Source organism: Pseudomonas sp. NFXW11 (assembly GCF_049887815.1).
GTDB lineage: Bacteria > Pseudomonadota > Gammaproteobacteria > Pseudomonadales > Pseudomonadaceae > Aquipseudomonas.
The window spans coordinates 68,999-94,852 of the sequence record NZ_JAGEKI010000017.1; the positions used below are offsets into that span (position 1 = coordinate 68,999).

Consider the following 25,854-nt stretch of genomic DNA (forward strand, 5'->3'; position numbering starts at 1 on the left):
CGTAACAATCGGGGAAAGACCACGACTTTGATGCTACCAGGGGAATCCTAGGGCTAACTCTGCCGGCAAAAAGTCACAGCTCTTGGCCGGATAGCGACGGTCTGGCTTCGGCCGTCGCTATGCATGGTCAGACCTCGGTCTGTTCCGCCCTTTCCAAGGCGTCATCGACCTCAATTCCCAGGTATAGAACGGTGCTTTCCAGCTTCGTATGGCCGAGCAGGAGTTGGACTGCCCTCAGGTTCTTCGTCTTCCGGTAGATCAGGGATGCCTTCGTACGCCCCAGCGTGTGGATGCCGTACATGGCCGGATCAAGTCCAATGGCTGTTACCCAGGCTTTGACAATTCGAGCGTATTGCTTGGTGGAGAGACGATCTGAGCCTCGCAACCGACTCGGAAACTTTGCTCTGTGATCTCGAACTGCCAACCGCTTCGATTTTGAATTCCGGGGTGAATCGGTCTAGATTTCGCAGACGCATTGATCGGCCGCTTCTGGCCGAAAGCTGTCTCTCAAGTCTGTCTACAAGACCAGATAACTGTTACGACATAACCGCTCAAACATCTCACCCAATGCACAGTTGCCGCCTCCAAACACCGCCCTTATAGTTCCCCCTCGCAGCAACACCCGCGACGACCTTGGCCGGTCGAATTACAACGCAGCATCAGCGTCCACAACACCTTTTTGCAGTCGCCTTTCCGGTGCCCGCGACAGGATGTCATGACGGCTGTGCGCGGTGATTCTCCGGTCGTCATAGGTGCGCACAGCAGTCATTTTCTTTGTCGCCGGCAACTCAGGTGATTGCTCCATAAGCAGGAGCTGTACCGATGATTGACCAGCCACTCTCACGCTTTACCGCCGTCGACACCCACGACGCCAACCAAGCCGTTTTCTACCTCGACACCCAAGCCTCTCTGAACGATCTGGCCAGCAGTGCGGCCCATCGTTTCACCGTGGTGCGGGATCTGATGGACACGCTGTCCACGCTTAACCTGAAAGACATTGCTGACTGCGACCTGACACGGATCACCCGAGGGGTGCATCTGCTCACCCGGGAGGGTTGCGCGGTGCTGGAGGTGATTCAGTGGCGAACTGGGCAGGAATCCTGAACGCCATTGAACTCAACCAGCGCGTAAACGCGCATGGCTTTGCTTTGGCTTTTGATCTGGTTTTTGATCTTCCTGTCGTGCAGGCATTGCACAGGTCTCATCAAGGGCGATGCATGGCTTGCGGGCCAATTCGCCGGCAAGCCGGCTCCTACGAAAAGCGCGTAAAACGCGCTTGGCTTTGCTCTGGCTTTTGATCTTGCTTTTGATCTGCCTGCCCCTTCAGGAGGCCGAGCGCAGGCGTTGCGCAGGGGGCAGCTCGGCATGGATGCCGAGCTAGCCGCCCCAGGCCATGGATGGCCTGTGGCGGCGTGCCCCCGGAGCAATGCCGGAGTGAGGGAACGCCGAGCCTAGGCGAGGCGCCGGATGCGGGGGCAGAGAGCCTTTGGTTACTTTGGGCTCCATCCAAAGTGACCCGCTGTAAGAGCGGAACCCTAAGCGGCCGTGACCGAAGCAACGGATATGTACCCCAAACGCCCAGGCACATCCCCCATCCCGATTTCGCAGACACGAGCTGGGGCATGCTGAACATCGACATCACCCCGTACCTGGACAAGACCGAGAAGATCAACGTCACCCTACCGGGTTATGTGATCCAGCAAATCGACCGCTTCGTCCGCGAGCACAACATCAAGAGCCGGCCGTCCTTCCTGGCCGATGCCGCGATGGAAAAGCTCGGGCGCTGAAAGCAGCTGCAGAGGGCAAGCCCAGCGGAGTGAGGCCGGTTGGGGCTGCTGCGCAACCCAGCGGGAGCAAGCTCCCTCGCCACAGGGAGTGTGGCCGGGCAAATGGCTGCATCACCTGGCTGCATTGAGACGGCCCGTTGCACACTCAACTCCAACTACGCACCGCCGCTCTTTTGCAGCCTCTATTCAACCAAAAATGATGAGAAGCAAAACGACAACTTATTATCTTCAAGATCAACCAACCGATAACGCATCCGGTCAAAACCCGAATCCAGCTTACTCACACTCATATGCATCAACTGAGTCAATCCACCGCCAATATCCCAGGACGCAAAATGACTGACATCAATAAACCTGATACGCACCCCATCAGCCCCTGCCTTTTCAGAGACCGAAATCGATAGGGATAAATCATAAGCCCCCCATCTTCGTTCAACTGAATCTCAATGGCGCGCAAGCAGTTGTGAGCAACCAGCAGCTCATTCAACTGCGAAACTTTACTCATCAACTACCCTCGCCCCTTTAACCTTGGGCCCATAGCCAGGACCCTATTTGCAGCTATGCGTGTGCGTATCGAAAGTCACTCCGCATCACCGTTGAAGAGCTTTGCTTGGCTAGGGAAAGCGGACGGCTGCTGCCGACATGACCGCGTTATGCACGAGTAAAGAGGCTTGCTCGGGGTGTTGCTGCAAAAAATGCTTGATCGCTTGATCCTGGCGATCCACCACGCATACGTTCACGCTAGGGCGAGGGACGGTGCAGTTGCCAAGCGCGAGGAACCCGCAGTTCAATACGCCGTACACCGCAGCAGGTTGCGCGACGGCCGAGCAGCCGTAGACCATCTCGCCAAGGTAATTGAGCTGCCCTTGGGTGACGGTGAAACGCAGCGGTTTGGAGTAAGCCCCCATGACCCCGCGACGGTGACCCAGGCGGCTCACTTCATAGTCACCGGCAGGTAGCCATGCCGAGTAATCATCCTTGGGCCCCCAGCCATAAGTCTTGTCACTCTTGATATCGCGAAATTCAAGGTAGGTTCCGTAAGGGCCGCCTTCCAGCAGCGTGCCGACCACTAGACCCGCGTTTTGCGCGTTGTAAACAGGCGAATTCAACGCCATTTCAGCTGGCATTGACGAACAACCGGCCAGTAATCCGATCAGGCCAATTGCAAAGATGTTGCGCGAGTCAAGCATTCCACTACCTCGGTGGGAGACAAAGAAAATCCCCAGAAAAATTCAGGGACGACAGGCGCGCTGGACGGCGGCGACTGCCTTCTTTAGCATGATGGCCTTTCGCCCACTCGTGCATCAAGGACGATCTATCAACATGTTCTGTTTTTCCCAATGGCGCATGCGTGGCGCTGTAAGCATTGCCGCGCTGTTACTTGGCGGGTGCAGTTTCAACGGCACCTACCCGGACGCCAGTGAACCCGATGCAGCGAAGCTGCGCTTTATCAGCAGCAGTGACAGCTCGACGCTCGACTTGTTCGATGCCGAACACTGCGGCGGCCAAACCACGGGGCTGCTCAATAACCTGTTCAGCGCCAATACCCGGCGACGGGCGGCCATGAGTGCCGCTGCCCCCGACGATGCCAAGGCCTACTTGGAAGTGCGGCTGCAACCGGGTCATGAGCTGTTCGCGCGAGCCAATACCTTGAGCACCGGCAGCGTGTGCACCGTGGGGTTCAACTTTACCCCGCAGAGCGGCGGCGAGTACGAAGCGAACTTCCGCCAAGTAGGTCGCACTTGCCAGGTCACCCTTAGCCGTCTGCGCCAGATCGATGGCAAGACTGTGCGCTCGCCGATCGCGTTGACCAGCAAAGGCGTGCCCGCCTGCGCCGGCCACAACCCTATTTTCCCCAAGTCCGCCGAAGCACAACCGCAGTCAGCGGAGCGTGCAGCGCTGATCGCGCAGATCGTCGACGCGAGTGTCATCGCGAAAATGAAGCCCGACGCCGAGGATTCCCCTTCGGTCCAGAAAACACTGCTCGACAAATCCATAGCGGAACGCAAACAGCGCCTCGACTTCAGCCTGCCCGATGCCTATTGGGCTGGATATCAGCAGAACCTGGAGCAGTTCGCCAATGAGATGGGGGGCACCAAGGCCCGTTCATTGCAGCTGTACAAGGATTACTACAGCAACCGTCTGGGCCTGCTCGACACCCCTGCGATCAAGGAACTGCTGCCCGACAGCGCAACGGCCGACCGTAGCAAGGCAATGTCGACCAATAATGAAATGCTCGAGTACTACTACCGAGCCCGGCGAGAACTGCTGAAGGAAACCCTGAGCGCACATCAGGCACGCATGGCCGATCTGGATCAGCGCTTTGAGGTGTGCAAGCGTTTCGCAGAATGCTGGCAACGTTGAAGCGGAGTGCGGCTTGAACATACCGGCAGACGCCCGTACGCCGCCTTAGCCCTGACTGTAGTCGTCTAATAAAACCGGACACTCCATTAGGCGAGAATGCTCGCCGGATGGAGGTGTCTGATGCCGACCTGTTCCCACATCAATAAGTAACTTATGAAACCTCTTTACCTGTGCTCAATTATGCTGCTTGCAGGCTGTGCCCCAGTGCCGAAATACATTGTTCCTGCAGGGGCGCCTCAGGCACTTATCCGCAGCGAATTGGTGTCGATGGAGAATTATCGAAACGGCGTATCTCTGGTCGAAGCGCCTGCCATCAGCTGCAAATACGGTAGAGCCATGGCGACTGCGCAAGGTGGACAGGGACGGCAACTGGTTTCCGTTTTTAAGAATGTATCGACGCCGGAAGGCTTTTTTCCGATTGAAGCCGGCAAACCGATGCGCCTGGTAATGTATGGCATGGCCAATGCCAAGCGCTCATGCACCATAGCGTTCGTCAGCGAATTTACGCCGGGCGCACGTTACGTGATCAAAGGAGGAATTGTCGACAACCCGGGCGCGCTGAGCGGTTGTTACCTTGAAATATTCAATGTCGATTCGGGCGCCCGCGTCCCCATCGCCGATGCGCCGAAAATGGACCGCATTTGTGCGTTGGACCGGCTACCGGCGCTCTAGTTGGAAATGGCGCACTACCTAAACACCCGTTTGCGTTGCATGTGACCGGGTTGACCAGACACTTTTAATGGATGCCTCAGAACCACAATTTGCTCTCGACTATCTCCAGATCGCAGGTGCGTGATTGCAGAGTTGAAAAATCAATTAGTCTCTTTTTCTAAGTAGATACCAATGGTTACTCCCCTCGATCTTCAGAGCTTTGACGTTGGATGGATCGCCACTGATGCCATCGGGCAGGTTGCGCTTTTTACTACGGCTGGTCTGGGGTCGATTCCTGTCTCCGCAATTCCCTCCGTCGAGCACTTCGAAGAATGGGTCCGTTCATTGCCAGAGGTATCAGATGTAAAGATGGTCACGTCCATACCTAGCGCAAACGCTTTCGTGGCCTTTGCCAAACGTGGAGTCTTTGCATATGACTGGTCGGACGTCCATCGCGCGGCACACCAAGTCTTGAACGGATATGAGCTGCAATACCGTCCACTCAATCCACTAACACTTCACGACTTGCCTGCCCCTTTACGGGCATTGGCTGAGCTTACCCGGCTATCCGGCGTAAGGTTCGGAGTATCTATCGTAGTGATAGGTGGTCAGGTTTCTTAGCCACTGTTCAACGGCTGGTGTTGTTTTTGACCGATAGTTATCTCTCATATCCACCTAAAAAAGCAGAACGCGATTTAAGGTTTCGACACGCTGTCCACGCTTAACCTGAAAGATATTTGCGACTGCGATCTGAAGCGAATCACCCGTAGGCTGCATCTGCTCACCCGGGAGGGTTGCGCGGTGCTGGAGGTGATTCAGTGGCGGACTGGGCAGGAATCCTGAACGCCATTGAATTCAGAAGGCGCGTAAAACGCACTTGGCTTTGCTTTGGCTTTTGATCTTGCTTTTGATCTTCCTGCCCCTTCAGGAGGCCGAGCGCAGGCGTTGCGCAGGGGGCAGCTCGGCATGGATGCCGAGCTAGCCGCCCCAGGCCATGGATGGCCTGTGGCGGCGCGCCCCCGGAGCAATGCCGGAGTGAGGGTACGCCGAGCCCTAGCGAGGCGCCGGATGCGGGGGCAGGAGCCCTTTGCTTACTTTGGGGCTTTTCCAAAGTGAGTCGCTGTAAAAGCGAAACCAATAGCGGCCACACCCGCAGAAATGGATATGTACCCAGCCCCTCGCCGTAAGGGCGAAACCACCAGCAGCCATACCCGCACCCAAACGCCCAGGCACATCCCTCATCCCGATTTCGCAGGCATGAGCAGGGACATGCTGAACATCGACATCACCCCTTACCTGGGCAAGATCGAGAAGGTCAACGTGACCCTACCGGGTTATGTGATCCAGCAGATCGACCGCTTTGTCCGCGAGCACAACATCAAGAGCCGCTTGTCCTTCCTGGCCGATGCCGCGCTGGAAAAGCTCGGGCGCTGAAAGCAGCTGCAGAGAGCAGGCCCAGCGGAGTGAGGCCGGTTGGGGCTGCTGCGCAACCCAGCGGGAGCAAGCTCCCTCGCCACAGGGAGTGTGGCCGGGCAAATGGCTGCATCACCTGACTGCATTGAGACGGCCCGTTGCACACTCAACGCCCACTACGCACCGCCTCTATTTTGCACCCTCTACTCAACCGAAAATGATGAGAAGCAAAACGACAACTTATTATCTTCAATATCAACCAACTGATAGCGCATCCGGTCAAAACCCGAATCCAGCTTACTCACACTCATATGCATCAACTGAGTCAATCCACCGCCAATATCCCGGGACGTAAAATGGCTGATATCAATAAACCTGATACGCACCACATCAGCCCCTGCCTTTTCAGAGACCGAAATCGATAGGGACAAATCATAAGCCCCCCCATCTTCGTTCAACTGAATCTCAATGGCGCGCAAGCAGTTGTGAGCAACCAGCAGCTCATTCAACTGCGACACTGTACTCATAGACTACCCTCGCCCCTTGAACCTTGGACCCATAGCCAGGCCCCTATTTTCAGCTATGCGAATGTTCCTCAGCTGCTCACTGTCAGGTAGTGCGAGCGCCAACCATTCGAAAGCCCATGAGAGAAATCGTTATCTGGACGACCAGAACCAGGCACAGCAATACCGCTGCCATTCCCCAGTCACCGTGGTCGGCGATAACCCCCAACGTCGCGATCATTATCGTGGCGCCAATATTGCCGACCAACCAGAAAATTGAAGTCGCCGTCCCAGACCTGGAAAGCCCGGCAGTGTCGGCTATCAGCTGCAGCAGAAGAGGCAGCGGAGATAACAGCGCGGCACCGATCACGATCCCTGCCAGGCTCAATATCCAAGGGGAACCCGAGGTGAACAGCAGTACCGTGCCTCCCCCTGCCAACAATGAAACCCCGGACAGAATGCCCCCCACGGTGGCACCGCTACGAACCATTAAAGGCATGAACGTCATACCCGCGATACCACCGGCCAACATCAGAACAACGATAAATCCTGAAACCTGGGCTTCGATCCCCTGACGCAACAGGATCGGCTCCAGCCATGTCGTAATGGCGGAGAAATAGCCGTTGGTTAAAAAAATCATCAGCAAAACAGCCGTGAACGGAGCCGTGCGCAATAAATCGACACCCTCCGCCAGTAAACGGCCGCCGGACTTGGTCGGGGCGGACGTTGTTTGCACAAGAGGGCCATCTCGCGGGACATAAATAAAGGTCAATAGCGTAATCAGCCCCAGGATCGCGACGTCAATCAACAACGAACTGCTGACATTCCCCTCCTCCGTCAACGGAACAATCATGAACGCAGAGCCTATCCCCAGGAAAATCACCATACTGAACAGCGTCGTGACCCGCACATGTTCATCTTCAGAAAACCAGGTGATCATCAACTTGACGAGCAGCGACATGGTCAAGGGTTGAACAAACCCGAATAACAGTTGGCCGGCAAGCAGGTATTCATAATGGGGTTGTAACACCCGGATCAATGCCGCCAACAACATGGCAATGGCGGTGATACGCAACGCTGTCTGCACCGATATCCGGTCAATCAGGCCACCGCTGGGAAGTGCCAGCGGTAAGGCAAGTGCCGTCACCGCCAAAGACAATGAACCCACTTCCCCATAAGTAATACCGTACTGGGTGGACACCTGATCCGTGATAGGCGCAAAGCGCATCCACTCATACTGGGTCAACGCCAGCATGCCGGAGTAAATACAAAGAATACGGTAACGTACTGGGATCACTTTAATCTCCCGCAAGAAGACACAAGTGAAGTCCGGGGCGAATGCGCCGGACCTTGAGTTCACCCTGTGCAATCAAAACGCCCTCACCGGGCATGGGTTGTCAGCAACCTTAATACTTGATTCCGGTTGCCAGGCTCCAGTCACCGTATTGCGTGCGGGAAACGGTAATATCGCGAAAACCGGCGATCGTCAGCAGCTCCCTTATCTCGGTCTCTGACAATTGCTGACCCTGGGTCCAAAGCAACATGTTCGCGTTATAAGCCGCGACATTATGCGGGCCGGTCTTGTCTTTATTAAAAAACATCTCATGGAGAATGATACGACCGCCACTGGGCAGTGCATCAAAACTCTTCTTGGCCAGAAAAAGACACTTGTCCAGCGGCCAATCATGAAAGATATCACTGTAAAGATGCACATCGGCGGCTGGATACTCAGACGCCCAGATGTCTCCTTTATGGGTTGTGATGCGCCCCGCCATTCGGTACTGCTCGACGTAGGTATCGGCAATATCGCACACATAGGGAAGATCAAAGATCACCGCATTCAGTTCAGGCCATTTCTCCAGCGCACAAATGGAGTGAACACCCGAACCACCGCCCACATCCAGAAGACAGCTATACCCGGACAGATCAATCCGCCCCGACCAGGCCCGAGCCGGTCCTTTGCTTTTACTGTGCATCGCCTTGGTGAAAATTTCGCTGTGTAACTGATCCTGCGCATTGTTCTCAAACAGATCCGTCTCACCGAACAACCCGGACTCGCCACTGAGCATCGACTCTTTGAAGAATGCATAAGAGAACGCATCTTCTTTGTGGCGTGCGGATTGCAGAACCCCACTGAACGAGGTCTCCGACTTTCGGGTCAGAAACGCTTGTGCCAAAGACGTCAGGCCATAACACTCCCCACTCTTCTCAAGCAGCCCCTGACTGGTGCACATAGCCACAAGCGCCTGTGCGGCTCGAGGGGCCAGTTCCAATGCCGAGCCGATTTCATCCAGCCTCAGCGCTTTGCCTTCAAGCAGATCAAACAGTTTTACTTCATCGGCAAAAAACAAGGTGTAGGTATTGATAAACCCAAAGTAGATATCAAATATCTGTTTATCACTGTGATGTTCCCTGTGCACTGTACTGTCCATGTAGATGCCTATCCCACTTCAAAAATGCCGTTGAAGACCATCAACGATGCCATGACAATAGAAACCCTCTACAACACGATCAAACGCCTGCCTGGCCTCGTGCGAAGCGTTGCCCACCAGGTAACCATGTGAACAGGCCTGCAACATCTCGATGTCATTACAACTGTCCCCGAACGAGATGACCTTGGCGGGGGAAATCGCATGTTTCTTGACGATGAAATCGACCCCCTGCTTCTTTCCGCACCCCGGGTGCATGATGGCTACATCGTAGACATTCTCGGGGTCGCCGGCGGCGGCACTGGCGTAGGTAATTGAGGCCTCAAGACCCACCTGCAAACAGAGCCTATGGATCTGCTCGATGGCGGTCGCTTCATTGCCATCGGCCTTCAAGTAATAACCCCGAATGCGTTTTTGCTGGAAAGCCTCCGACTGCAACGTCAACTCAATACCCTCTTGCTCGAACAGGGCGCTCAGCCTTATGACCCGCTCTGGAAACGCTCCAGCGCCTTGTAACGGCCAACCTTCATCCTCCAGAACACTGTCCGGGTGATTCCAGTACAACTCGGTTCCCAGACTGGTCAGTGCAAAGTCCCAGGGAAATTCGGGGTATCTCTTCATCTTGTCCAGGACCACCGCTTGACTGTTTCCCGTGGCCCAGCCAAATAACAGGTGGTGCTTGCGTTTCAGTTGATTCAAACAGCTTTCCAGTTTGTCTATCCCGGCATCCGCCTCTCGAGACGACAAGACCGGCATAAACGTCTCGTCAAAATCAGAAACTATCAACCAGGTGTCTTTGCTCGTCATACCTGTTCACTCTCTGATGAGTCCCATGGACTGTGAGGATATTTCAATCCGGGAAAACTCCCCGACCGCTCCCTCGGAAAAGGGCGACTGCACACTAAACCCAACGCGGACTTCATTCGGGCAGTTGCTCACATAGAACGACCGATGAAAAACCACGGCCCCCTCAGAACCACTCAGATAACACGAGAACACATCCCCACTTCGTGAAATGAACAGCCGCACAGGCTCATCGTTTACCTCGATGCCATTGGCTTCATCGCTATAGGGCGATGAATGCACCGATACGATCTTCTTGTTGCTGCCGTACTCTTCAACACCGAACTTCAGCTTGTGCAGCCCGACTTCAAGAAAGAGCCCTGCAGCATCAAACTTGGCCAGGCTGAATAACTTGATGTCAGCGCCAAGGGCAAACTCTCCCGTCACCGACGTGAGCAAAGTGCCCAAGCTGTCCACCGTATGAAGCCCTGGAATATTGAACGCATCGCTACCGGGTTCGCTGCGCATTTTCAGAACCGGCGCTACATAACGCAGCTGTGCGCAATGCTCGGCACCGAACACACGATCACTGATCCTCAGTACGGTGTCCGGGTCTTCGCGCAAAACAGCCGTATTGCCAAGGGTGTCAGCCATACAGGTTCATTCCGCCATCGACCGACAGGGATTGAGCTGTGATGTCTTCGTTCTCAAGGACCGCCAGACAGAACCGGGCAATGTTTGCCGGGATCTGTGTACGACCCAGCGGGATCAGGCCCTCCATGCGAGCCCACAAGTCATCCAGCGACTCGTTGGGCTCGATGAGGCGGTTCTCCAGGTACTTCCACATATTGGTTTTGACGATGCCGGGGCAAACGCAGTTGACCCGGATATTGTGAGTGGCCAACTCCAGCGCCAAGGCGCCAGAGAAGCCCTGCAACCCGGCTTTCGCGGCGCAGTAGGAAGAGATTCCAGGAAAGGCGACTTTTGCGGCAATGGAGCTGATATTCAGGATCGCGCCGCCCTTGCCTCTCTGGATCAGTGCGCGGGCAGCTTCGCGCGACGTCAGGTAAGGGGCTGTAAGGTTGGTTTGCACGATCGCATCAAACTCGCTCAGCGCTGATTCAACCGTGTTGATCAGATGGCTGCTGCCAATGGCGTTGACCAGGCCGTAGAAGTGCTCTGACTCATGGACAACGCCACCTACGGCTTCTACGACCTGGGCTTCAGACGTTGCGTCGACCGCAATGGCCTTTACCGAAAGCCCTTGTTCCACAAGATCCGCCGCCAGCGTGCGAGCCGCCTGATAACCACTGACATCCTGAGTTTGATAGTGGTTGATTGCATTGGGTGTCCGGTCGGTATCAAAGATGTAGACATGAACACCTTCTTTGGCCAGTACTTCAACAATCGCGGAGCCGATGCCTCTGGCACCGCCCACGACGATCATGGTTTTACCGGACAACTTGCCTTGCGCTTTATTTCCCTGCGTCATAAACCACTGCTCCTGAATCCATAGAAAGCCTGCCGAACCCTATACAGGGTTCAGAAAACCAATAAATAGTTAAAACTGCATTTAAACCTGTGAAGCCTAATTAGCTAATGCGCACGGCGGGTCAGCCAACAATGCACCCAGTACTCGAGGTGCAACATTGGCCTGGAACGTCTCGATTGTTGGCCACTCATAGGCATCACTGAAGACCTTGCGAACTCGAACCAGCAAACTGGACTCAATGTATTCAGCCAGGTTGAAGCGACCACTGTTATGTTCAACGACAATAATTTCGCCACATCGGCTCAGCATGTCTTTAACCAACTCAAGATCCGGCCGAACGGACAGAAACCGGATATGCGTGCATCTTTTTGTCGTGGCAACCTGAAAGGCTTCGTATGCCATCGACTCCGATGACACTATCAATGAACCTGCGGCAAACTCGGGCTGAAAAATATAGATATCTTCAGACAGCTTCCGATACTTCTCCCTCAGGGCACACACTCTTTCCATGGGCTGGTCGTACATTAAGTACAGGCCGTTTCCACCCTGTGCTTTCTGCCGATGAATACAGGCCAACAGATCGAGAGGGTCTGTCAGTTCGTATACGGTTTCTTCCGTCAGCAAGCTGAATACGGTTGAGGCATAAGTAGCGCCGCCCCAGACACCGTTCTTCCGAGCGCCAATGACATGCAAATTACGACAGGCAATCAAAGCAGAGTGCAGTACATCTATCGCGTTGAGGTAATACTTGTCATCGGTCAAGACAAACTTCAGTTCATCATCCGGGCACCCCATCGCGCAGGTCAGCAACGCTGACTCGGCCAGGCCGATGTTGCAATAACCGGACAATGACTTGAGGCCAAACCGAGCGGCCAGATCCGCGGTGAATACATGGGCAGGTGCCCCTGAGCGAACTTCTTCGATAACGTCGGCCGTCCGACTGCAGCTGGAAGCTTTCCTCAGATCATTCTTCTGCTGATCGTCCGTTGACGTCATCAAACTCTGATGGCTGGCACGTTTGTAGGAGTGAACGCCCTTTTCGGTATGACAGATGATCGCGGTAGACCGATGGTCCTTCTCTGCCTGGCGAATGTGTTCACTGATTGCCTGGGTGTCGTGTCCATCCACTTCATAAACATCAGAAAAGTAGGCGGCCAAATACTCCGGCCTCAACTTCCCGGGAAGTGGGTCAATCCCTCTGCCATTGTTGTCCACTATCAACGTCAGGTTCTTGACCTCAAGTTCGCCAACCAGGCGAATCGCCTCGAAAGACACCCCTTCGTTCAACTCACCGTCACCCGCCACACAGATAACACGTGCATCTGGATTGGTATTCGCCCGCCCCAACGCAATGCCCATTCCCTCGCCCAGGCTATGCCGCATGCTGTAGGCAAAACCGTAGTGTTTATTGACAACGGCCGGAACCTTGTCGTGAACCGCAGCCAAAAAAGCCAAAGGCATACCGTTGAGCAGATGACGATAGGCATAAAACAATGGCGCAATATGCCCCCTGCCAATCACCAGATTCTGATTGGCCACCCCTGCCGCATTGCAGAGTTCCAACGCAAACAGCGCTTCGGCAATGTTCAGTGACGACAGGCAAGATGCCAGGGTTCCGTAACCGGCAATTTCATGAATCCGCTCCAGGCACACCCTTACGTCTGAATAGAAAGGCGTAAATTGTCTGGCGATGGCTACCGACAGTTCGTTGATCGTCTGGCACTTCGGCGACTCGGCAATACCGACTTCAACTTCCTCATTGGCACGCACATACTCATCGGCCGTCAGGTACGCCTTCCGTTTATGCACGCTTTGACGAATGCCATATATCGGCGTCAACAGGCTGGCAACTGGCTCGAGGTCATAACTGACTAATTGATTCATTCAACACCTCGAACACGTCACTTAGCGTTTCTTCTGACATGATGTAGGCGGGCGCAAGGCAAGCCCAATCTTCCTCACCTCGAATAATCAACTTCCTGTCAAAGCACAGCCCACCCAATTTCTTGCCTGCCTGCTCCCCAAGGCTTGAGTCCAGGGTTATGCCGATCAGCAAGCCGTGGGATTCAATTCGGGCGATACGCTCATTCCCGGCGATTTCCTGACACAGCGCCTGGGTCTTTGTAATGAGTTTTTGTACCTGCCCTGCGGCCTCTATCTGTTCCAGCACGCGCATCGACGCATTGATGGCCGCAATCGAAACCGAGTTGCTTGCATAGGTATGCGAATAGGAAAACGGGATCCACGGCTCTGGCTTGTCAAACACCGAGGCTATTTTATGGGATGTCACCATGGCGGATGCCGGGTAATAACCACCGCTGATGCCTTTCCCGAGCGCGACGATATCGGCAGAAACCCCAAACTGATGGGTATTCAAGAACTCTCCGGTTCGAGAGGCGCCGGTCACGATTTCATCGGTAATCATCACGATATCGTAACGGTCACAGAGTTCACGAATACCGATCAGGTACTCGCGGGGAGTTTGCCGCATCCCTTTCAAATGGTTGACCGGCTCGAAAATAATGCAAGCGATCTGCTCCGCACCATAATGAAGAATAATATTCTCCACATCCGCCACGCTGTGCATTTCCAACGCCTGACCTTCGTGAACGACAGGGAATGGCGGGTTGATCCGAATAGTGTCGTAACCGCTGCAACGCAGGTCCTTGAAATCGTTCCTGCCGGTAATACTGTGGGCCCCCAAGGTGGCGCCGTGATAGGAGTGCTTGCGGCAGATCACTTTCTTCTTGAACGTATTGCCTTTGCGCTGGTGATATTCCAAGGCCATGGCAATCGACGACTCGATAGCTTCCGAGCCGCTGTTGACATACAGCACGCCGCCGTCTTCCATCTTGGCGCGCTTGAGCAGCAGCTCTGAAGTTTCAAACAGCTCGGACGAATAGAAATGATCCTTGGGGTGGAAAGGCAGATCCGTCAACGTTTTGGAAATATGCTGCTTGATGGGTTCGCACGAATACCCGAACGGTACGTTAAACATGCCCGAAATCGCATCCGTGTAGATGCCACCCTCTGCATGAACACTGACATCTTTAACAGAGCCAACAATTTGGTCTTTCACGCGTGACTGATAGACAAACATCCCTTTCTGCCTTCTATTGATTAGATCGGATAAACCTGAGAACCAGCGCCCAGCACTTTACTGTGTGGCGGAACCGACTTTGCCACGACAGCACCCGCACCGATAATTGACCCTTTACCCACTGTGACGCCCGGCAAGATTGTTGCGCCGCCGCCAATCCATACATCATCTTCAATGACTACAGGCGCACCCGACTCTATATAACGACGCCGCTGCTCAAGATCCTTGGCATGGTTAGAGGTATAGATACCGACATGAGGCCCGATAAACACACGGTTGCCGATGTTTATTTCAAACGCATCGAGGAACACACCATTGGCATTAATAAAAACGCCTTCACCAATGTTGATGTTCGAACCAAACTCACAAAAGAAATTGCCCCACTGTTCAAACCCCTCACCCACTGACCCGAACAGGAGTTTATAAAGCGCTTCCCGACCATCAGGGTTACTGCTGATGGAGGAACATAACGCACGGGCGGTGCGCCTACGGGCAACCAAAGCAGGTTCCGCCGCATCGAATGTCATGAACTCACGCATACGCCACCCTGTAGACACGGGTGTAACAAAGAGCACTCATGCCGCGCTGTTCGGCAAGTAACCGTGGGCAAACAAGACGATCACTAGTTGCGCGCCTGCCACTACCACCCACAATTAACGCCCACACTTTTCCAATAGCCTGATTCCCTTCAGCCATCATCATCTCCATCTAGTATTTATTTTTTAAATATACTTCCGCACTTCTTGAAATTTTTCCACCTTCTACACTCGCCACCAACGCCTTGCAAGTTAGTTAGTGTGTCAGCCGTATTCTTATGTCACTGTTTTCAGGGCCTGTTACTCCCGTTCTGGATTGAGTGTGACGGCACCGATGGGCTGCCAATGACGCGTCGCACCTGACCAGCGATGCGGAGGTTGATAAAGGACTTGCTGCTACATGGCCAGCAGCTCTTGATCCTCGCCGCGATGACGCTGCGCAAGGGGTTACGAAGCGGATGCGGTTGTGGCGGTGCTCATGGTTTTACCCGCGGATAAAATCTCGCACCTGGCTGCGAGCGGCGTCGAAATGTGCAAAGCCATCCTTGGGCCGTTGCGAGCAGTATTTCAGCGTTCGAAACAGCCATTCTGAGTAGCGGTTGTCGTTGCTTACCCGTGGCCGGCCGCGTGACGGGATTCAGCCACTAACCAGCGACTGCGCTTGCGTGGTCGCCCCGGCTTACCGGGAATTCGCACCTGATCCAGCAGCGGTTGTGCATGGGCGATATCGCTGGCTTGGTCGGAGCCCCTCGCGGTAAGGGCGAAATCGCCAGTTGCACTCCTAATCCCAACTACGGACTGTCCCCATTTCCCCCTCTAATCAACCGAAAATGACGAGAAGTAAAATGACAACTTTTCATCTTCAAGATCGATCAATTGATAACGCATCCTGTCAAGACCCGAATCCAGCTTACTCACACTCATATGCATCAACTGAGTCAATCCGCCGCCAATATCCCGGGACGTAAAATGGCTGACATCAAAAAACCTGATACGCACAACATCAGCCCCCGCCCTTTCAGAGACCGAAATCGATAGAGACAAATCATAAGCCACCCCATCTCCGTCCAACTGAATGCTAATGGCGTACAAGCAGTTGTGAGCAAAAAGCAACTCATTCAACTGCGAAACTTCAATCATTATTCACCCTCGTTGCTCTACCACTAGACTCATAACCAACACCCTATTCGTGGGTATACGCGTGCAAATCAGAATCATATTCCGCAGGCTTTCCTTTGCCCCCAAAAGCCGACAGGTCTTTCTGGTTCAGACCGCTTTGGGGGTCTTGCAGGGCGTTAGATGATTTGGGTTGAAATGGCAGATGGAAACCATCTGCAGCAATGGTATGGGAGACGGTCAGTCACTGGCTCAAGCAGGCGGTATTTGAGGTCAATCAGAAGATGAGAATTAAGGTTAACAAGAACAGATTGGTGATTACACAAGAGCAATACATACCCCCGACAGAGTCGGGGATACTTATTCAAAACACACTCAACTCAACCAACCAATATCAAAATCAGAAAGCTGATTATCAAGATGCGACTCTAGCGCAAACCAATAATCAAAAGCTTGACCATCTTCATTGCTCAAAAACAAGTAATACCCACCTGTCTCCCCTTCACGATCGTCATCAATAGATATGCTCCACCCAGAGTATTCTCCAGACACAACAATTCCTTTTCGGATAATCGTCATCAATCCTCCTCAATCAAAATATGGAACATGATTGTTGGCTATATACTTACCTGTCACTGGGTCTTTAACACCAAAATGGACATGTGGAACTCCAGGTGCATGGGAACCCGCGATTGAACCTGCATCAATACGAAACTCCCTTGTTCCATCTGCACTATGAAAGACACCAGAACCAGGTTTTCCAATTTCCTTATATCCCGACCCAAGATATTTTTGCCCTGCCGCTAAAGCCTCATCAGTAGATAGCTTAAGATTGCTGGTGAAATTTTTCTTACCTGAAATAGTTTCATTAATTACCTGATCTACTACACGAGCAGAGTTAGCTTCTAGTTGAATTTGTTTCTCAGCTGCAATAAAACGTTTCCAATTTTCTGTAGGACCTGCGAGTGGAGTGCGCGATGCGCTAGAAGCGGCCTCTCCACTTCCTTTTGCCGCAAGCTCATCCACAGCTTTGACAACAGGTACACCTGTTGACGTTGCCCTCACCAATCCTTGCAGATAGTTACCAAAACCACGAACCGCATTGCCAAGATTGATGACCGCCATCACCAAGCTCGCCTTAGCCTCGACATCAAGCCTACTGCGCTCAGATTCCGTCTCAGTGTACAAAGCGTCACGTAGTTGAGGAGCTCTGCTGAACATAAAGCCGTCAACAAAAGCGATCGCTTCAGGCTTGGCGTTCTCTATCCCCTTTCCATGCTCCCCCTCTACACGCATGGCAAGAACAATATCGTCGACCGTCAACTTCTTGAAATCAATGCCCATGTCGCATAGCAGCGGGTTTTCGCGGCAGTGATCCAGCGCTTGCTGGGCCACCTGTTTCGCCGCAGTTTCATGCAGGTCATGGTTGTACTGAGTGGCGCCTTTGGCGATGGCAACGCCTTTGTCCAAATCGCCGTCGACTGCCGCAGCCGCTACCAAGCCAGTAAGTTGCGATAGAACCAGCCTCAGCTCTTTGTTATCCCGGCCCAGGTCGCCCATCGAGCTCACCATGACTTCATTGAGCCCTGCTGCCGCTGCGCCTGTCTTGAAGTCACTGCCTGTCAGCTCAGCCAACAAGCCGCCCATGATCGCGTGAGCAACCACTTTTTGGACGCTGCCATCTGGAAAACGAATGGCGTTGTCACCAATCCAGTTGAAACCGGAGGCCATGGCCATATTGCCGGCCTCGCCCATCAAGGCTGCACTGAAGTTGCTGCCGAAACTGCCTCCCCCAATGGCCGAGGACACTCCGCTAGAGATAAGCGCTCGCCCAACGGTACGAGTCGCCGCATCAGACGCATTGCTCCAACGGAAGATATCTTTGGAAGGATTGGCCGCACTTACTGCAGCACCATCCGTGGGTTGAACACCCTGTGTGGCCGAGCCAGCGCCATCGGCTGCCGTGAACCATTTGTCGTCGGCGTAATCAAGAAGCCCTGCAGTGAATCCTGCAATCGCCGCGCTCTTCAGGCTACCCGCACTGAACGTATCTTTGATCGCCAGGCCAAGGTTGCCCTTGTTATCAATGGTGCTGGTAACGGCAGTGGTACTGAGGCTCGCTGCAACAGCCAAGTTGGTCCCACCCAGCCCCAAACCGGCAGGGCCGAGGATGAAAGACATCAGAATGGCGATGGCAATCTTGGCGCCGGCGCCGAGGCCAGAGGACTCGTACTTGAAGCTGTCGTGAATTTCCTTTACCTGGTGCCAATCGATATCACCGCGGGCTTCCGCCTGCTTCATCCAGGCCAGGTTAGGGTCCGCTTGCACCATCGCGTCGATGGTTTGGCTAACGCTCTGTTGATCGACCTGCTTGATATCGATACGAATGCCTTCAGCAGCCTTGATAACCAGCTTGCCTTGAGCAATCAGGGCGCTTTGCCGCAGGGTCTCGTCTGTTTTTCCTTCGCCCTTCATCTTGTACCAAGCCAAGTCGCCCTTGCTCTTGGTATGGCTCTCGTCGTGGAAGTCCTTCACACCCTCGAACACGATGCGACCACCGCTCTCCAGCGTCAGGTCCTTGCCGCTGTCCAGGGTTGCCACTTGATAACGCTGATCGCCACCGCTCTTGAGTGTGAGATCGCCACCCGTCTTGATTTCACTGCCGACGTTAGTGTGCTGCGTCACCTCATCGCGTTTCGCCGCGTTACTCCCCCAACTGCCTTTTTTGCTCATGTCGTAGAGGGAGTAGTCGCGGTTGAGCTCAGCCATCAAATTCAACTGCTTGCCGGCAACCAGATAGGCCTCGTTACCCGCGTTGATTTTGCTGGCGACCATCGTCACGTCTTGCAGCGCCGCGACCTTTACATCACCACCGGCCTCAATCGTCGTGCCCTGCTGCCGAACATGGTCCTCTTCCTGATTGATCTTCTTGCCGCTGCGCTTGTAGCGGTACTCACTAGACTCTTCGTTGGCAGCCGCCAGGAGGTTCACATCCTTGCCAGATAGGCTGACGTCGCTGCCTGCCTTGACATGGCTGGCAACCATCGTCAGCCCGTTCGTCGCCACGACATCAAGATTTCCACCTACCGTGATCTCACTGGCATGCTGCACCGTCTGGCTTTGTTCCCAGAAATGCCGTTTGTCCTGACGCATCGACCCGGTTTCTTCACGAGCCGCCGCAATCACCACATCATTACCCGCGCTCAACTCTGCGTTCTTGCCGGCTGTGATGGCCCCGCCGACATTCAGTAAATCCCGCGCAGCATGCATCGTCAGGTTGTTTGCGGCTTCAACCCGCGCAGCGCTATCGACGACTGCAGTCTTGGAGCTGAAGCCCTTCCCACTGTTTTCAATCGTGGTGATGGTCCGGTCATTGCGGATATCCCCAGTCAAGGTGCTCAGGTCAACATCCTTGCCCTTGAGGATGCCGCCCTGCATGTTCACCAGGTCCTTACCCGCCACCAGCTTCAGCTTCTCACCGGCCTCAGCCAGTCGAGTATTCACCAGGTTGTTCCCGGCAGCTGCCGAAAGGTTTTCACTGGCGCGCAAGGTCCCTGCGTTCTTCAAATCAGCGCCGGCAATCAGTGTGACGTCCTTGCCCTGAATCAATGCCCCATCCGCCGTCAGGCGGTTGTTTGCCTGGGCCATGTACAGCACGGGTACCAGCACGTGCTCGCCATTGATCACCTGGTCTTCCATCCAGACGATATCGTGGGTCAGCGCAGCGACTTGTTGCGAGGTAAGGGTCACACCGACGGCAAGGTCGAGTTGCTCCTTGCTGGCGATGGCGTTGTTCATCAGGTACTTGAACATGCCTTCGTCGGTGGTCTGGCCAGCGATAAAGCGCTGACCTGTACGTGCGGTGACGGCTTGTTGAATCAAGCGTTGCTCGTAGAGGCCGTCACCCAGGCGCTTCCAGGCGGTCTGCGGGTCATAGCCGAGCTTGCCCAGCAGGTAGTCCGAGCTCATGAACTGCTTGAGGTCGGTGAAGGCAGAGTTGGTTTCGACCAGGTATTTGGGGCCGACGAACACCCGGCTGGCGTCCGAGCCCTGGATATTGGCTTTGCTCAGATCCTGGCTGTTTTTGGCCACAGCGGCGCTGTCGACCACATGGAACAACCCGTTCGTACCACTCGGCAAAGTGAAGCCCGGCATGCTGGTCGGATTGACTTGTTGCTGTGCCAGGTCCGGTGGCAGTTGTGGGTTCAGCACCACCACGGCGGGTTTGCTCACAGTCGTGGCGCCGCCCTTGTCCGCGATGGCGGTAGGCGGCGTGAACTGCACGATGCTGCTGTTCTCCAGCTGCTGGGTCGCCTGGATGCTGATGTTGCCGCCCGCTTGAATCACCGAGGCAATGGGATCGCCCGGGGTCACAGTGGTGGTGTCACCCACCAGGCGGAACGAATTGAGCGCGCCAACCGGCAATACCTTCGGGTTGGGCTGGGCGTTGTAGGGGTTGATCCAGTTGGCGCGGAAGCGCTCATCCGTGCCATCGGAAACGCGGCCCGTATTCCAGGTGCGCGTGCGTGTGCTGGTGCCGGTGGTAGCGCCGATATTGGCGAAGTTGTCGGCGGTGATCAGCAAGTCCGCGCCCGAAGCCATGGTGCTGTATTTATTGAGCACGCTTGAACCGTCGACGGTCAGCTTGGCCCCACTCTGAATCGACGAGCTGGCCGAATCTGTCGCCACCACACTTTTGGAGACTTCGTGAGCCACATAATCAACGTTATGGTGATCGCCACCGCAGTCGTAGCACGTCACGCTGAGGTAGCCCGACACCGCCTCGTCGACGGTGCTGAACACGTCCTTGCGGTTGATTACACGGTCGCTGCGTACCAACGCATCGTTGGCGGCTTCGACATGGCTGGAGATGTTTTCCAGTGACTCACTGCGGGCCACGCCGTCGCGGGCCATCATGCTCAGGCCACCGAGGCTGTAGATGTCGGCGTAGTAGTTGGTCAGGTTCTTCAAGCGCAGCGCCATGTCGGTGCCGCTGAAGATCAGGCCGCGGTCGTTGCGCACGGCTTCGGCGTTCAGATCAACCTTGCCGGCGCCGCCGAGGGTGCCGGTGTTGGTGACATTGGCGGCGGTCAGGGAGAACGCCCCGCCGCTGGTGATGCGCCCGGCATTGGTCCAACTGTCGCCCTTGCCGGTGAAAACTTGACTGGCGGCAAGTTTGCCGGTGGCTGCCTGGTTGAACTGGCCTACGGTGACGTTCAACACATCAGCCTGAACATCAGTGCTGTTGTCCCAGGTGGCGGCATCGACGGTCAGTGTGCCGGCAGTGGCGACGCTTCCGCCGATATTGCTGAACTTCGCCAGATCGACCGCAAAAGTGCCTGTGCCGACATGACGGACATTACCGTCGCTGTTCTTGAAGCTGGCCATGCGCAGGGAGACATCATGGTTGGCGGCTTCGATCATCCCGCCCTGATTATCCAGCAACTGCGTGCTGGCTACGCTGGCGGTGCCTTGCTGACCGAGGGAGCGCAACTTGCCGTTCTGGTTGTTGATGGACGCGGCGTCGATCAGCAAGGCGCTGGTGCCTTCGACCAAGCCAGATTGGTTGTTCAGCTCGCCACTCAGGCCGAAATCGATGGCATCAGCGGCGGCTCGGCCCTGGCTGTTGTTGAGATGGGTGGCACCTAGGTTCAGGGTTTGCTTGGCCAGCAATGCGCCGTTCTGGTTGTCGAGAATCGTGGTGGTAATCTGGGTATCGCCGCTCAGGGCGGAAATCTGGCCGCCGCTGTTCAGCAGCGATTGTTGCGCGCCCAGGTTGACTACCTGGGCCTGGATCAGCCCTGCTTCACCCACAACGGTGAGCGACTTGCCGTTATCCAGCACGGTCGCCAGAGTGGCCTTGAGCTTGCCCGCGACACTGGCCAATACACCGCCACGGTTATCAAGGTTGTTGGCTTCGATGTTGAGGTTGTCGCTCTGGGTGATGACGCTGCCATCTTGGTTATTCAGCCCACCGCCCAAGGTGGCAGTGATGCCGCTCTGGCTGAGCAGGCTGCCCGTGGTGTTATCCACCGCACCGCCGTTGATTGTCAGGCCCTGCTGGGTGCTGATGATGCCTTTGCCGGTGTTGATCAGTTGCTGATGGGCAGTGAGGCCCATGGCATTGGCAGAGGCGATGTAGCCGTCGAGGCTGTTGTCGATCGTGTCGGAGCTCAGGGTGAGCTGGCCTTGGCTGATCAGTTTGCCGCCTTGCTGGTTGAAGGCTTTGGTGGTGGCGAGAATGTCACCCTGGCTGGTGATCTGACCCTTTGCGTTTTCGACGGTGCTGCCCTTCAGGGTCAGCGCGCCTTTGGCGGTGATCCTGGCGCTACTGTTGTCGAGGCTGGCCACGTCCAGGCCGAGCGTATCCTGGCTGCTGATGACTCCATTGCTGTTCTTCAGCGCTACCGCTTTCAGTGTCTGCTCAGCGCCGCTGGCGAGGGTACCGTTATCGCGGTTATCGAGCCTACCACCGAGGGTAGTTTTGAGCGTGCCCTGACTGGTCAGGGTGCCGCCGCGGTTGTCGATGTCCTGGGCGCTGAGGATCATCCCGGTGTTCGCCGATAGCGTGCCGGCGCGGTTGTCGAGGGTTTCGCTGACGGTTGCCTTGAGGTCGCGACTGGCGATGACGCTCTGGCCACGGTTGTCGATGTTGTTGGCGGTGAGCGTCACATCACCGGTTTGGTTGCGGGTGCTCTCCGGGGTGACGCCGGCCTCGATCAAGCCAAGGTTGTTGAGCTGACCGTCGCTGGTCAGCTTGACGCTGTCCCGAGCCGCGATGGAATGGCGGTTGGTCAGCGTGCCTTGAGTGGTGGCTTCGACACGGGTACCGGCATAGATCGCGCCCTGGGCATCCAGGCTCTTGGCGTTGATGACAACCGCTTCAGCCGCCGTGGCCTGCACCAGGCTCAAGTGACCATTGGCATCCAACTGCATATCACTGCCACTGGCGAGCATCTTGCCGTCAAGCTTTACACCGACACCGGCTTCACTGCTGACCAGCTTGATCGCCCCGGCATACATGCCGCCCAGGGCCGAGGAGTCGATGGCCAGTTGAGGGGCAGTCGCCGGGTCGGCGGCACGCGCAGTAGCCTTGAGGGTCTTGGCATCAACATCATTGGCACCGGCAATGATCGTCAGGTTCTTGGCCTGAATTTCGGCATTGAGCTTGGCCGAGCGGGTGATGATTTCAAAGCGGTCGATGTTGTTGGCATTAAGCTCGGCGCCCTCAATAACAACGCTGCCCTGATCCACCTGATAACGCTGAAGCTGGCCGTTTTCAAGCACCGGCTTACCGGTGGTCAAGGTGGCTTGCGGGGTATTGATAAAGCCGCAGCCGTTACAGGTAATGCCATAGGGGTTGGCCACGATCACATGGGCCGACTGCCCCGCCACTTCGGTAAAACCGCGTAGTTGGCTGGGGCTACCACCGTTGACCTCGTTGAGGATCACCTTGGCAGCCGTGCCGTTGAGGTTCTGGTTGCCGAGGATGATCCCACCCAGCTGCGTGGACTGGGTGCGACTGGTCGCGTTGTTGAGGATCACGCCCTGCTGGCCGACGTTGTAATCCTTGAACTGGTTATGCGACAGCCCGCTGCCATTGGGTGCACTGATGTTGACGATCGGCACGCCATTCGCCGCCTGGCCCAGGCTGGTACCGGGCGCACTGACTACAATCCCCTCCGCCTGCACCAGCAATGGTTGCCAGAACATGGCGTTCGCCAGAACAAACGCCAACCCGCGTTTGGGCAAGCCCATAAAGTGGGAGCGGCTTTTCAGGGCTGCAGAAGGTTGGCGCGCAAGGAAGGCGAACTGTTGAACGTCCATGTAATGTCTCGTGCCCGTGGGCGGTAAAAAATTTAGAGAAAGAAATCCAGGCGGAAATAGATCGGCGCTTCACGCTCGGTGATGGGCGCCGGACGTTCCAAAGAGTGTGCAAATGTCACGGTGGCGGCGACGTTCTGGCCGCGTGCAAACATCTCCACCGAGTTGCTGGTCATACGCCCATGCTGTTCGGCGTTATAGCGGTCGTGGCGGATCACGCCCTGGTCATAACCCAGGCTGGTGCCGTACTCGCTGAATACCGGCTGCATCCAGGTCCAGGTCACCGGGCGGCTCCAACGCAGGTCGTTGCGCCAGTAACCGCCGCTGTCTCCGGCCAGGCTTTGATCCTTGTAGCCGCGAATCGATGACTGCCCGCCGAGGCTCATGCGCTGTGGGCTGAACAGCACGTCTTCGCTGCGCTGACCAGTCATCAGGCTGCTGAAGCTGAACGACTCGCCCCACAGCTTGAACGGGTACAGGTAGCTCAGGGTCGCGGTGTATTTGCGATAGCGCGCATCGGCTTGGCCGGGTCGTGGGTTGTGATTGGCCTGGGCATCGAACGCACCAATGCCGTCCTGCATGCCCAGGTCGATGTTGAGGAATGAGCCGCCGATACGTCGGCCATGGTTAATACCGAACTGGGCTTCGCTGAGGCGGTTGCTGCTCAACGCAAGTTTGCTGTCCTCGATGAAGTTGTTGGTGCGCAGATACGCGACGCCGGTACTGAGGGATGTTTTGCTCAAGGCATCGCGATGGATCACCCGCTCCAGGCCCAACTGATGATTTTGACTGTCGCCCGATTGCTTGAAATTGAAACCGCTGGCCTGGGCCAGAGAGCGGTATTGGGTTTCGCTGTAGGTGTAATTGAGGTTCCACCAGCCGAACGGCAGGCTGTAGTTGAGCATCGAGTTGCGCGAGGTTTTCTGGTGATCGCTTACTGCATCGTGGCCACCGCGCAACGAGAGTTGATCGGCCAGGCCGAGAGGGTTGTCCCAATCCAGATTGATGCCCCACTGCTGCTCTCCCGTGCTGCGCTGGCCACCGTTGTGGCGCGACAGGCCTACGCGCCAGGGCTTTTGTGGAGTGTTTTTGACCAGTACTTCGCTGCCACCCACTGCCTTGCCCGGTGCCAATTCCATCTGTGCCTGATTGGATGGCAAGCGGTTCAGTTGCTCGACCATCTGCTCGATCTCTCGCAGGTTGAGCATGTCACCCGGTTTGCCTGGGAAGCTCATATACAGCTGGCGGTCAGTGATGCCGCTGCCTTCTGCGCCCCTCATGCCTTCCAGTCGCCCCTCGACCACCTGCACCTTCAAGTTGCCGCTGGAAAGGTCTTGCTGTGGCAAGTAGGCACGGCTGGTGACCAACCCTTTGACCATGTATTGGTCGGTGATGACCTTGAGCAATTCATTGAGCTGGGGGACGCCGAGGCATTGGCCGATATAGGGCTTGAGCAGTTTGCTGCGCTCGCCCTCGGACAGAGCATCGGCGCCACTGAAATCGACGGTTTCGATGGTGAAGCAACGGGTGCCGATAGGCGCTGCCGACTTGCTAGGCCCTGCGACGTTGCCGGGCAGGTCCTTGAGTTCTTCGAGGCGGCGTTGTTGCTCTTCGAGCAGGCGATCCTGGCGGTCCCGGATCAGGTCGGTGACGCCTGGAGCATTCTGCAAAGTCGCGGATTCGGCCATCCCGGCTGTGCCCAGGCAAAAAAAAGCGGACAGCAGGCCGAGCCTGGTCCGATCAACCAAACGCCACATTTCTAGATCCTTCTATATGGCGTTGTGCCATTAATCGGCGGCGATCTTAGGGCGGCGTTTTAATGACGTCAATTAAATGTACTGGCTTGTTTCAATCTT

At 55.5% G+C, this 25,854-nt stretch carries 18 protein-coding genes and 4 pseudogenes; 5 read left to right on the forward strand and 17 right to left on the reverse strand.

All coding sequences use genetic code 11. The features are described 5' to 3' along the window. Positions 1-127: 127 nt before the first annotated feature. Positions 128-424 (reverse strand): tyrosine-type recombinase/integrase, encoded by a 297-nt coding sequence (locus J4P02_RS23585; RefSeq protein ID WP_426194773.1) that lies wholly within the window; start codon positions 422-424, stop codon positions 128-130. A gap of 398 nt (positions 425-822) precedes the next feature. On the opposite strand from J4P02_RS23585, the gene J4P02_RS23590 reads away from it, so the two are divergent. Continuing rightward, on the forward strand, positions 823-1,104 hold the full coding sequence (locus J4P02_RS23590) for a hypothetical protein (RefSeq protein WP_426194775.1): 282 nt from the start codon (positions 823-825) through the stop codon (positions 1,102-1,104). Positions 1,105-1,583: 479 nt separating this feature from the next. After that, a pseudogene (locus J4P02_RS23595) lies at positions 1,584-1,787 on the forward strand (type II toxin-antitoxin system HicB family antitoxin); the annotation flags it as partial. A gap of 614 nt (positions 1,788-2,401) precedes the next feature. On the opposite strand, the gene J4P02_RS23600 reads toward J4P02_RS23595, so the two are convergent. Then, positions 2,402-2,977 (reverse strand): hypothetical protein, encoded by a 576-nt coding sequence (locus J4P02_RS23600; protein ID WP_426194777.1) that lies wholly within the window; start codon positions 2,975-2,977, stop codon positions 2,402-2,404. On the opposite strand from J4P02_RS23600, the gene J4P02_RS23605 reads away from it, so the two are divergent. From J4P02_RS23605 to J4P02_RS23615, 3 genes and pseudogenes are all read left to right on the forward strand, one after another. Then, on the forward strand, positions 2,958-4,151 hold the full coding sequence (locus J4P02_RS23605) for a hypothetical protein (RefSeq protein WP_426194779.1): 1,194 nt from the start codon (positions 2,958-2,960) through the stop codon (positions 4,149-4,151). The two genes, J4P02_RS23600 and J4P02_RS23605, sit on opposite strands and share 20 nt — an antisense overlap. 153 nt (positions 4,152-4,304) lie before the next feature. Then, a complete protein-coding gene (locus J4P02_RS23610; RefSeq protein WP_426194781.1) occupies positions 4,305-4,823 on the forward strand; it encodes a hypothetical protein in 519 nt (172 codons plus the stop codon). Positions 4,824-6,041: 1,218 nt separating this feature from the next. Continuing rightward, positions 6,042-6,236 (forward strand): annotated as a pseudogene (locus tag J4P02_RS23615) (type II toxin-antitoxin system HicB family antitoxin); the annotation flags it as partial. A gap of 182 nt (positions 6,237-6,418) precedes the next feature. Here the strand turns inward: J4P02_RS23615 and J4P02_RS23620 are convergent. From J4P02_RS23620 to J4P02_RS23690, 15 genes and pseudogenes are all read right to left on the reverse strand, one after another. Then, on the reverse strand, positions 6,419-6,742 hold the full coding sequence (locus J4P02_RS23620; RefSeq protein WP_426194783.1) for a hypothetical protein: 324 nt from the start codon (positions 6,740-6,742) through the stop codon (positions 6,419-6,421). A gap of 82 nt (positions 6,743-6,824) precedes the next feature. After that, positions 6,825-8,015 carry an MFS transporter gene (locus J4P02_RS23625; protein WP_426194785.1) on the reverse strand — a complete coding sequence of 397 codons (1,191 nt, stop codon included), beginning with the start codon at positions 8,013-8,015 and terminating at the stop codon, positions 6,825-6,827. Positions 8,016-8,124: 109 nt separating this feature from the next. Continuing rightward, positions 8,125-9,150, reverse strand: a complete 1,026-nt coding sequence (locus J4P02_RS23630; protein ID WP_426194787.1) for a methyltransferase — start codon at positions 9,148-9,150, stop codon at positions 8,125-8,127. 18 nt (positions 9,151-9,168) lie between these two features. Further along, positions 9,169-9,954, reverse strand: coding sequence for an HAD-IIB family hydrolase (locus J4P02_RS23635; protein ID WP_426194789.1), 786 nt, complete (start codon positions 9,952-9,954; stop codon positions 9,169-9,171). 6 nt (positions 9,955-9,960) lie between these two features. Then, positions 9,961-10,584, reverse strand: coding sequence for a DUF1349 domain-containing protein (locus J4P02_RS23640; protein WP_426194791.1), 624 nt, complete (start codon positions 10,582-10,584; stop codon positions 9,961-9,963). Continuing rightward, a complete protein-coding gene (locus J4P02_RS23645; RefSeq protein WP_426194793.1) occupies positions 10,577-11,422 on the reverse strand; it encodes an SDR family NAD(P)-dependent oxidoreductase in 846 nt (281 codons plus the stop codon). Before J4P02_RS23645 ends, J4P02_RS23640 begins: the two co-directional genes overlap by 8 nt. Before the next feature lie 96 nt (positions 11,423-11,518). After that, positions 11,519-13,306 (reverse strand): 1-deoxy-D-xylulose-5-phosphate synthase N-terminal domain-containing protein, encoded by a 1,788-nt coding sequence (locus J4P02_RS23650; RefSeq protein WP_426194795.1) that lies wholly within the window; start codon positions 13,304-13,306, stop codon positions 11,519-11,521. Then, on the reverse strand, positions 13,284-14,522 hold the full coding sequence (locus J4P02_RS23655; protein WP_426194797.1) for an aminotransferase class III-fold pyridoxal phosphate-dependent enzyme: 1,239 nt from the start codon (positions 14,520-14,522) through the stop codon (positions 13,284-13,286). The genes J4P02_RS23650 and J4P02_RS23655 overlap by 23 nt, the downstream gene beginning before the upstream one ends. A gap of 20 nt (positions 14,523-14,542) precedes the next feature. Next, positions 14,543-15,061, reverse strand: a complete 519-nt coding sequence (locus J4P02_RS23660; protein WP_426194799.1) for a sugar O-acetyltransferase — start codon at positions 15,059-15,061, stop codon at positions 14,543-14,545. 297 nt (positions 15,062-15,358) lie between these two features. Beyond that, a pseudogene (locus J4P02_RS23665) lies at positions 15,359-15,692 on the reverse strand (IS3 family transposase); the annotation flags it as partial. Positions 15,693-15,697: 5 nt separating this feature from the next. Beyond that, positions 15,698-15,796: pseudogene (locus tag J4P02_RS23670) on the reverse strand (IS5/IS1182 family transposase); the annotation flags it as partial. Between the two features lie 78 nt (positions 15,797-15,874). Then, a complete protein-coding gene (locus J4P02_RS23675) occupies positions 15,875-16,198 on the reverse strand; it encodes a hypothetical protein (protein ID WP_426194801.1) in 324 nt (107 codons plus the stop codon). 351 nt (positions 16,199-16,549) lie between these two features. Continuing rightward, positions 16,550-16,753 carry a hypothetical protein gene (locus J4P02_RS23680; protein ID WP_426194803.1) on the reverse strand — a complete coding sequence of 68 codons (204 nt, stop codon included), beginning with the start codon at positions 16,751-16,753 and terminating at the stop codon, positions 16,550-16,552. Between the two features lie 9 nt (positions 16,754-16,762). Continuing rightward, the gene (locus J4P02_RS23685) at positions 16,763-24,001 is read right to left on the reverse strand and encodes a DUF637 domain-containing protein (protein ID WP_426194805.1); all 7,239 of its coding nucleotides are present in this window, start codon (positions 23,999-24,001) and stop codon (positions 16,763-16,765) included. A gap of 32 nt (positions 24,002-24,033) precedes the next feature. Continuing rightward, positions 24,034-25,755, reverse strand: coding sequence for a ShlB/FhaC/HecB family hemolysin secretion/activation protein (locus tag J4P02_RS23690; protein ID WP_426194807.1), 1,722 nt, complete (start codon positions 25,753-25,755; stop codon positions 24,034-24,036). Between the last annotated feature and the right edge of the window lie 99 nt (positions 25,756-25,854).

Coding starts and splice junctions, on each gene's coding strand:
- J4P02_RS23605 (WP_426194779.1), top strand. CDS start 2,958: ATGTTGCGCGAGTCAAGCATTCCACTACCTCGGTGGGAGACAAAGAAA.
- J4P02_RS23600 (WP_426194777.1), bottom strand. CDS start 2,977: ATGCTTGACTCGCGCAACATCTTTGCAATTGGCCTGATCGGATTACTG.
- J4P02_RS23590 (WP_426194775.1), top strand. CDS start 823: ATGATTGACCAGCCACTCTCACGCTTTACCGCCGTCGACACCCACGAC.
- J4P02_RS23630 (WP_426194787.1), bottom strand. CDS start 9,150: ATGGACAGTACAGTGCACAGGGAACATCACAGTGATAAACAGATATTT.
- J4P02_RS23650 (WP_426194795.1), bottom strand. CDS start 13,306: ATGAATCAATTAGTCAGTTATGACCTCGAGCCAGTTGCCAGCCTGTTG.
- J4P02_RS23645 (WP_426194793.1), bottom strand. CDS start 11,422: ATGACGCAGGGAAATAAAGCGCAAGGCAAGTTGTCCGGTAAAACCATG.
- J4P02_RS23680 (WP_426194803.1), bottom strand. CDS start 16,753: ATGACGATTATCCGAAAAGGAATTGTTGTGTCTGGAGAATACTCTGGG.
- J4P02_RS23685 (WP_426194805.1), bottom strand. CDS start 24,001: ATGGACGTTCAACAGTTCGCCTTCCTTGCGCGCCAACCTTCTGCAGCC.
- J4P02_RS23620 (WP_426194783.1), bottom strand. CDS start 6,742: ATGAGTACAGTGTCGCAGTTGAATGAGCTGCTGGTTGCTCACAACTGC.
- J4P02_RS23640 (WP_426194791.1), bottom strand. CDS start 10,584: ATGGCTGACACCCTTGGCAATACGGCTGTTTTGCGCGAAGACCCGGAC.
- J4P02_RS23660 (WP_426194799.1), bottom strand. CDS start 15,061: ATGCGTGAGTTCATGACATTCGATGCGGCGGAACCTGCTTTGGTTGCC.
- J4P02_RS23655 (WP_426194797.1), bottom strand. CDS start 14,522: ATGTTTGTCTATCAGTCACGCGTGAAAGACCAAATTGTTGGCTCTGTT.
- J4P02_RS23690 (WP_426194807.1), bottom strand. CDS start 25,755: ATGTGGCGTTTGGTTGATCGGACCAGGCTCGGCCTGCTGTCCGCTTTT.
- J4P02_RS23610 (WP_426194781.1), top strand. CDS start 4,305: ATGAAACCTCTTTACCTGTGCTCAATTATGCTGCTTGCAGGCTGTGCC.
- J4P02_RS23675 (WP_426194801.1), bottom strand. CDS start 16,198: ATGATTGAAGTTTCGCAGTTGAATGAGTTGCTTTTTGCTCACAACTGC.
- J4P02_RS23635 (WP_426194789.1), bottom strand. CDS start 9,954: ATGACGAGCAAAGACACCTGGTTGATAGTTTCTGATTTTGACGAGACG.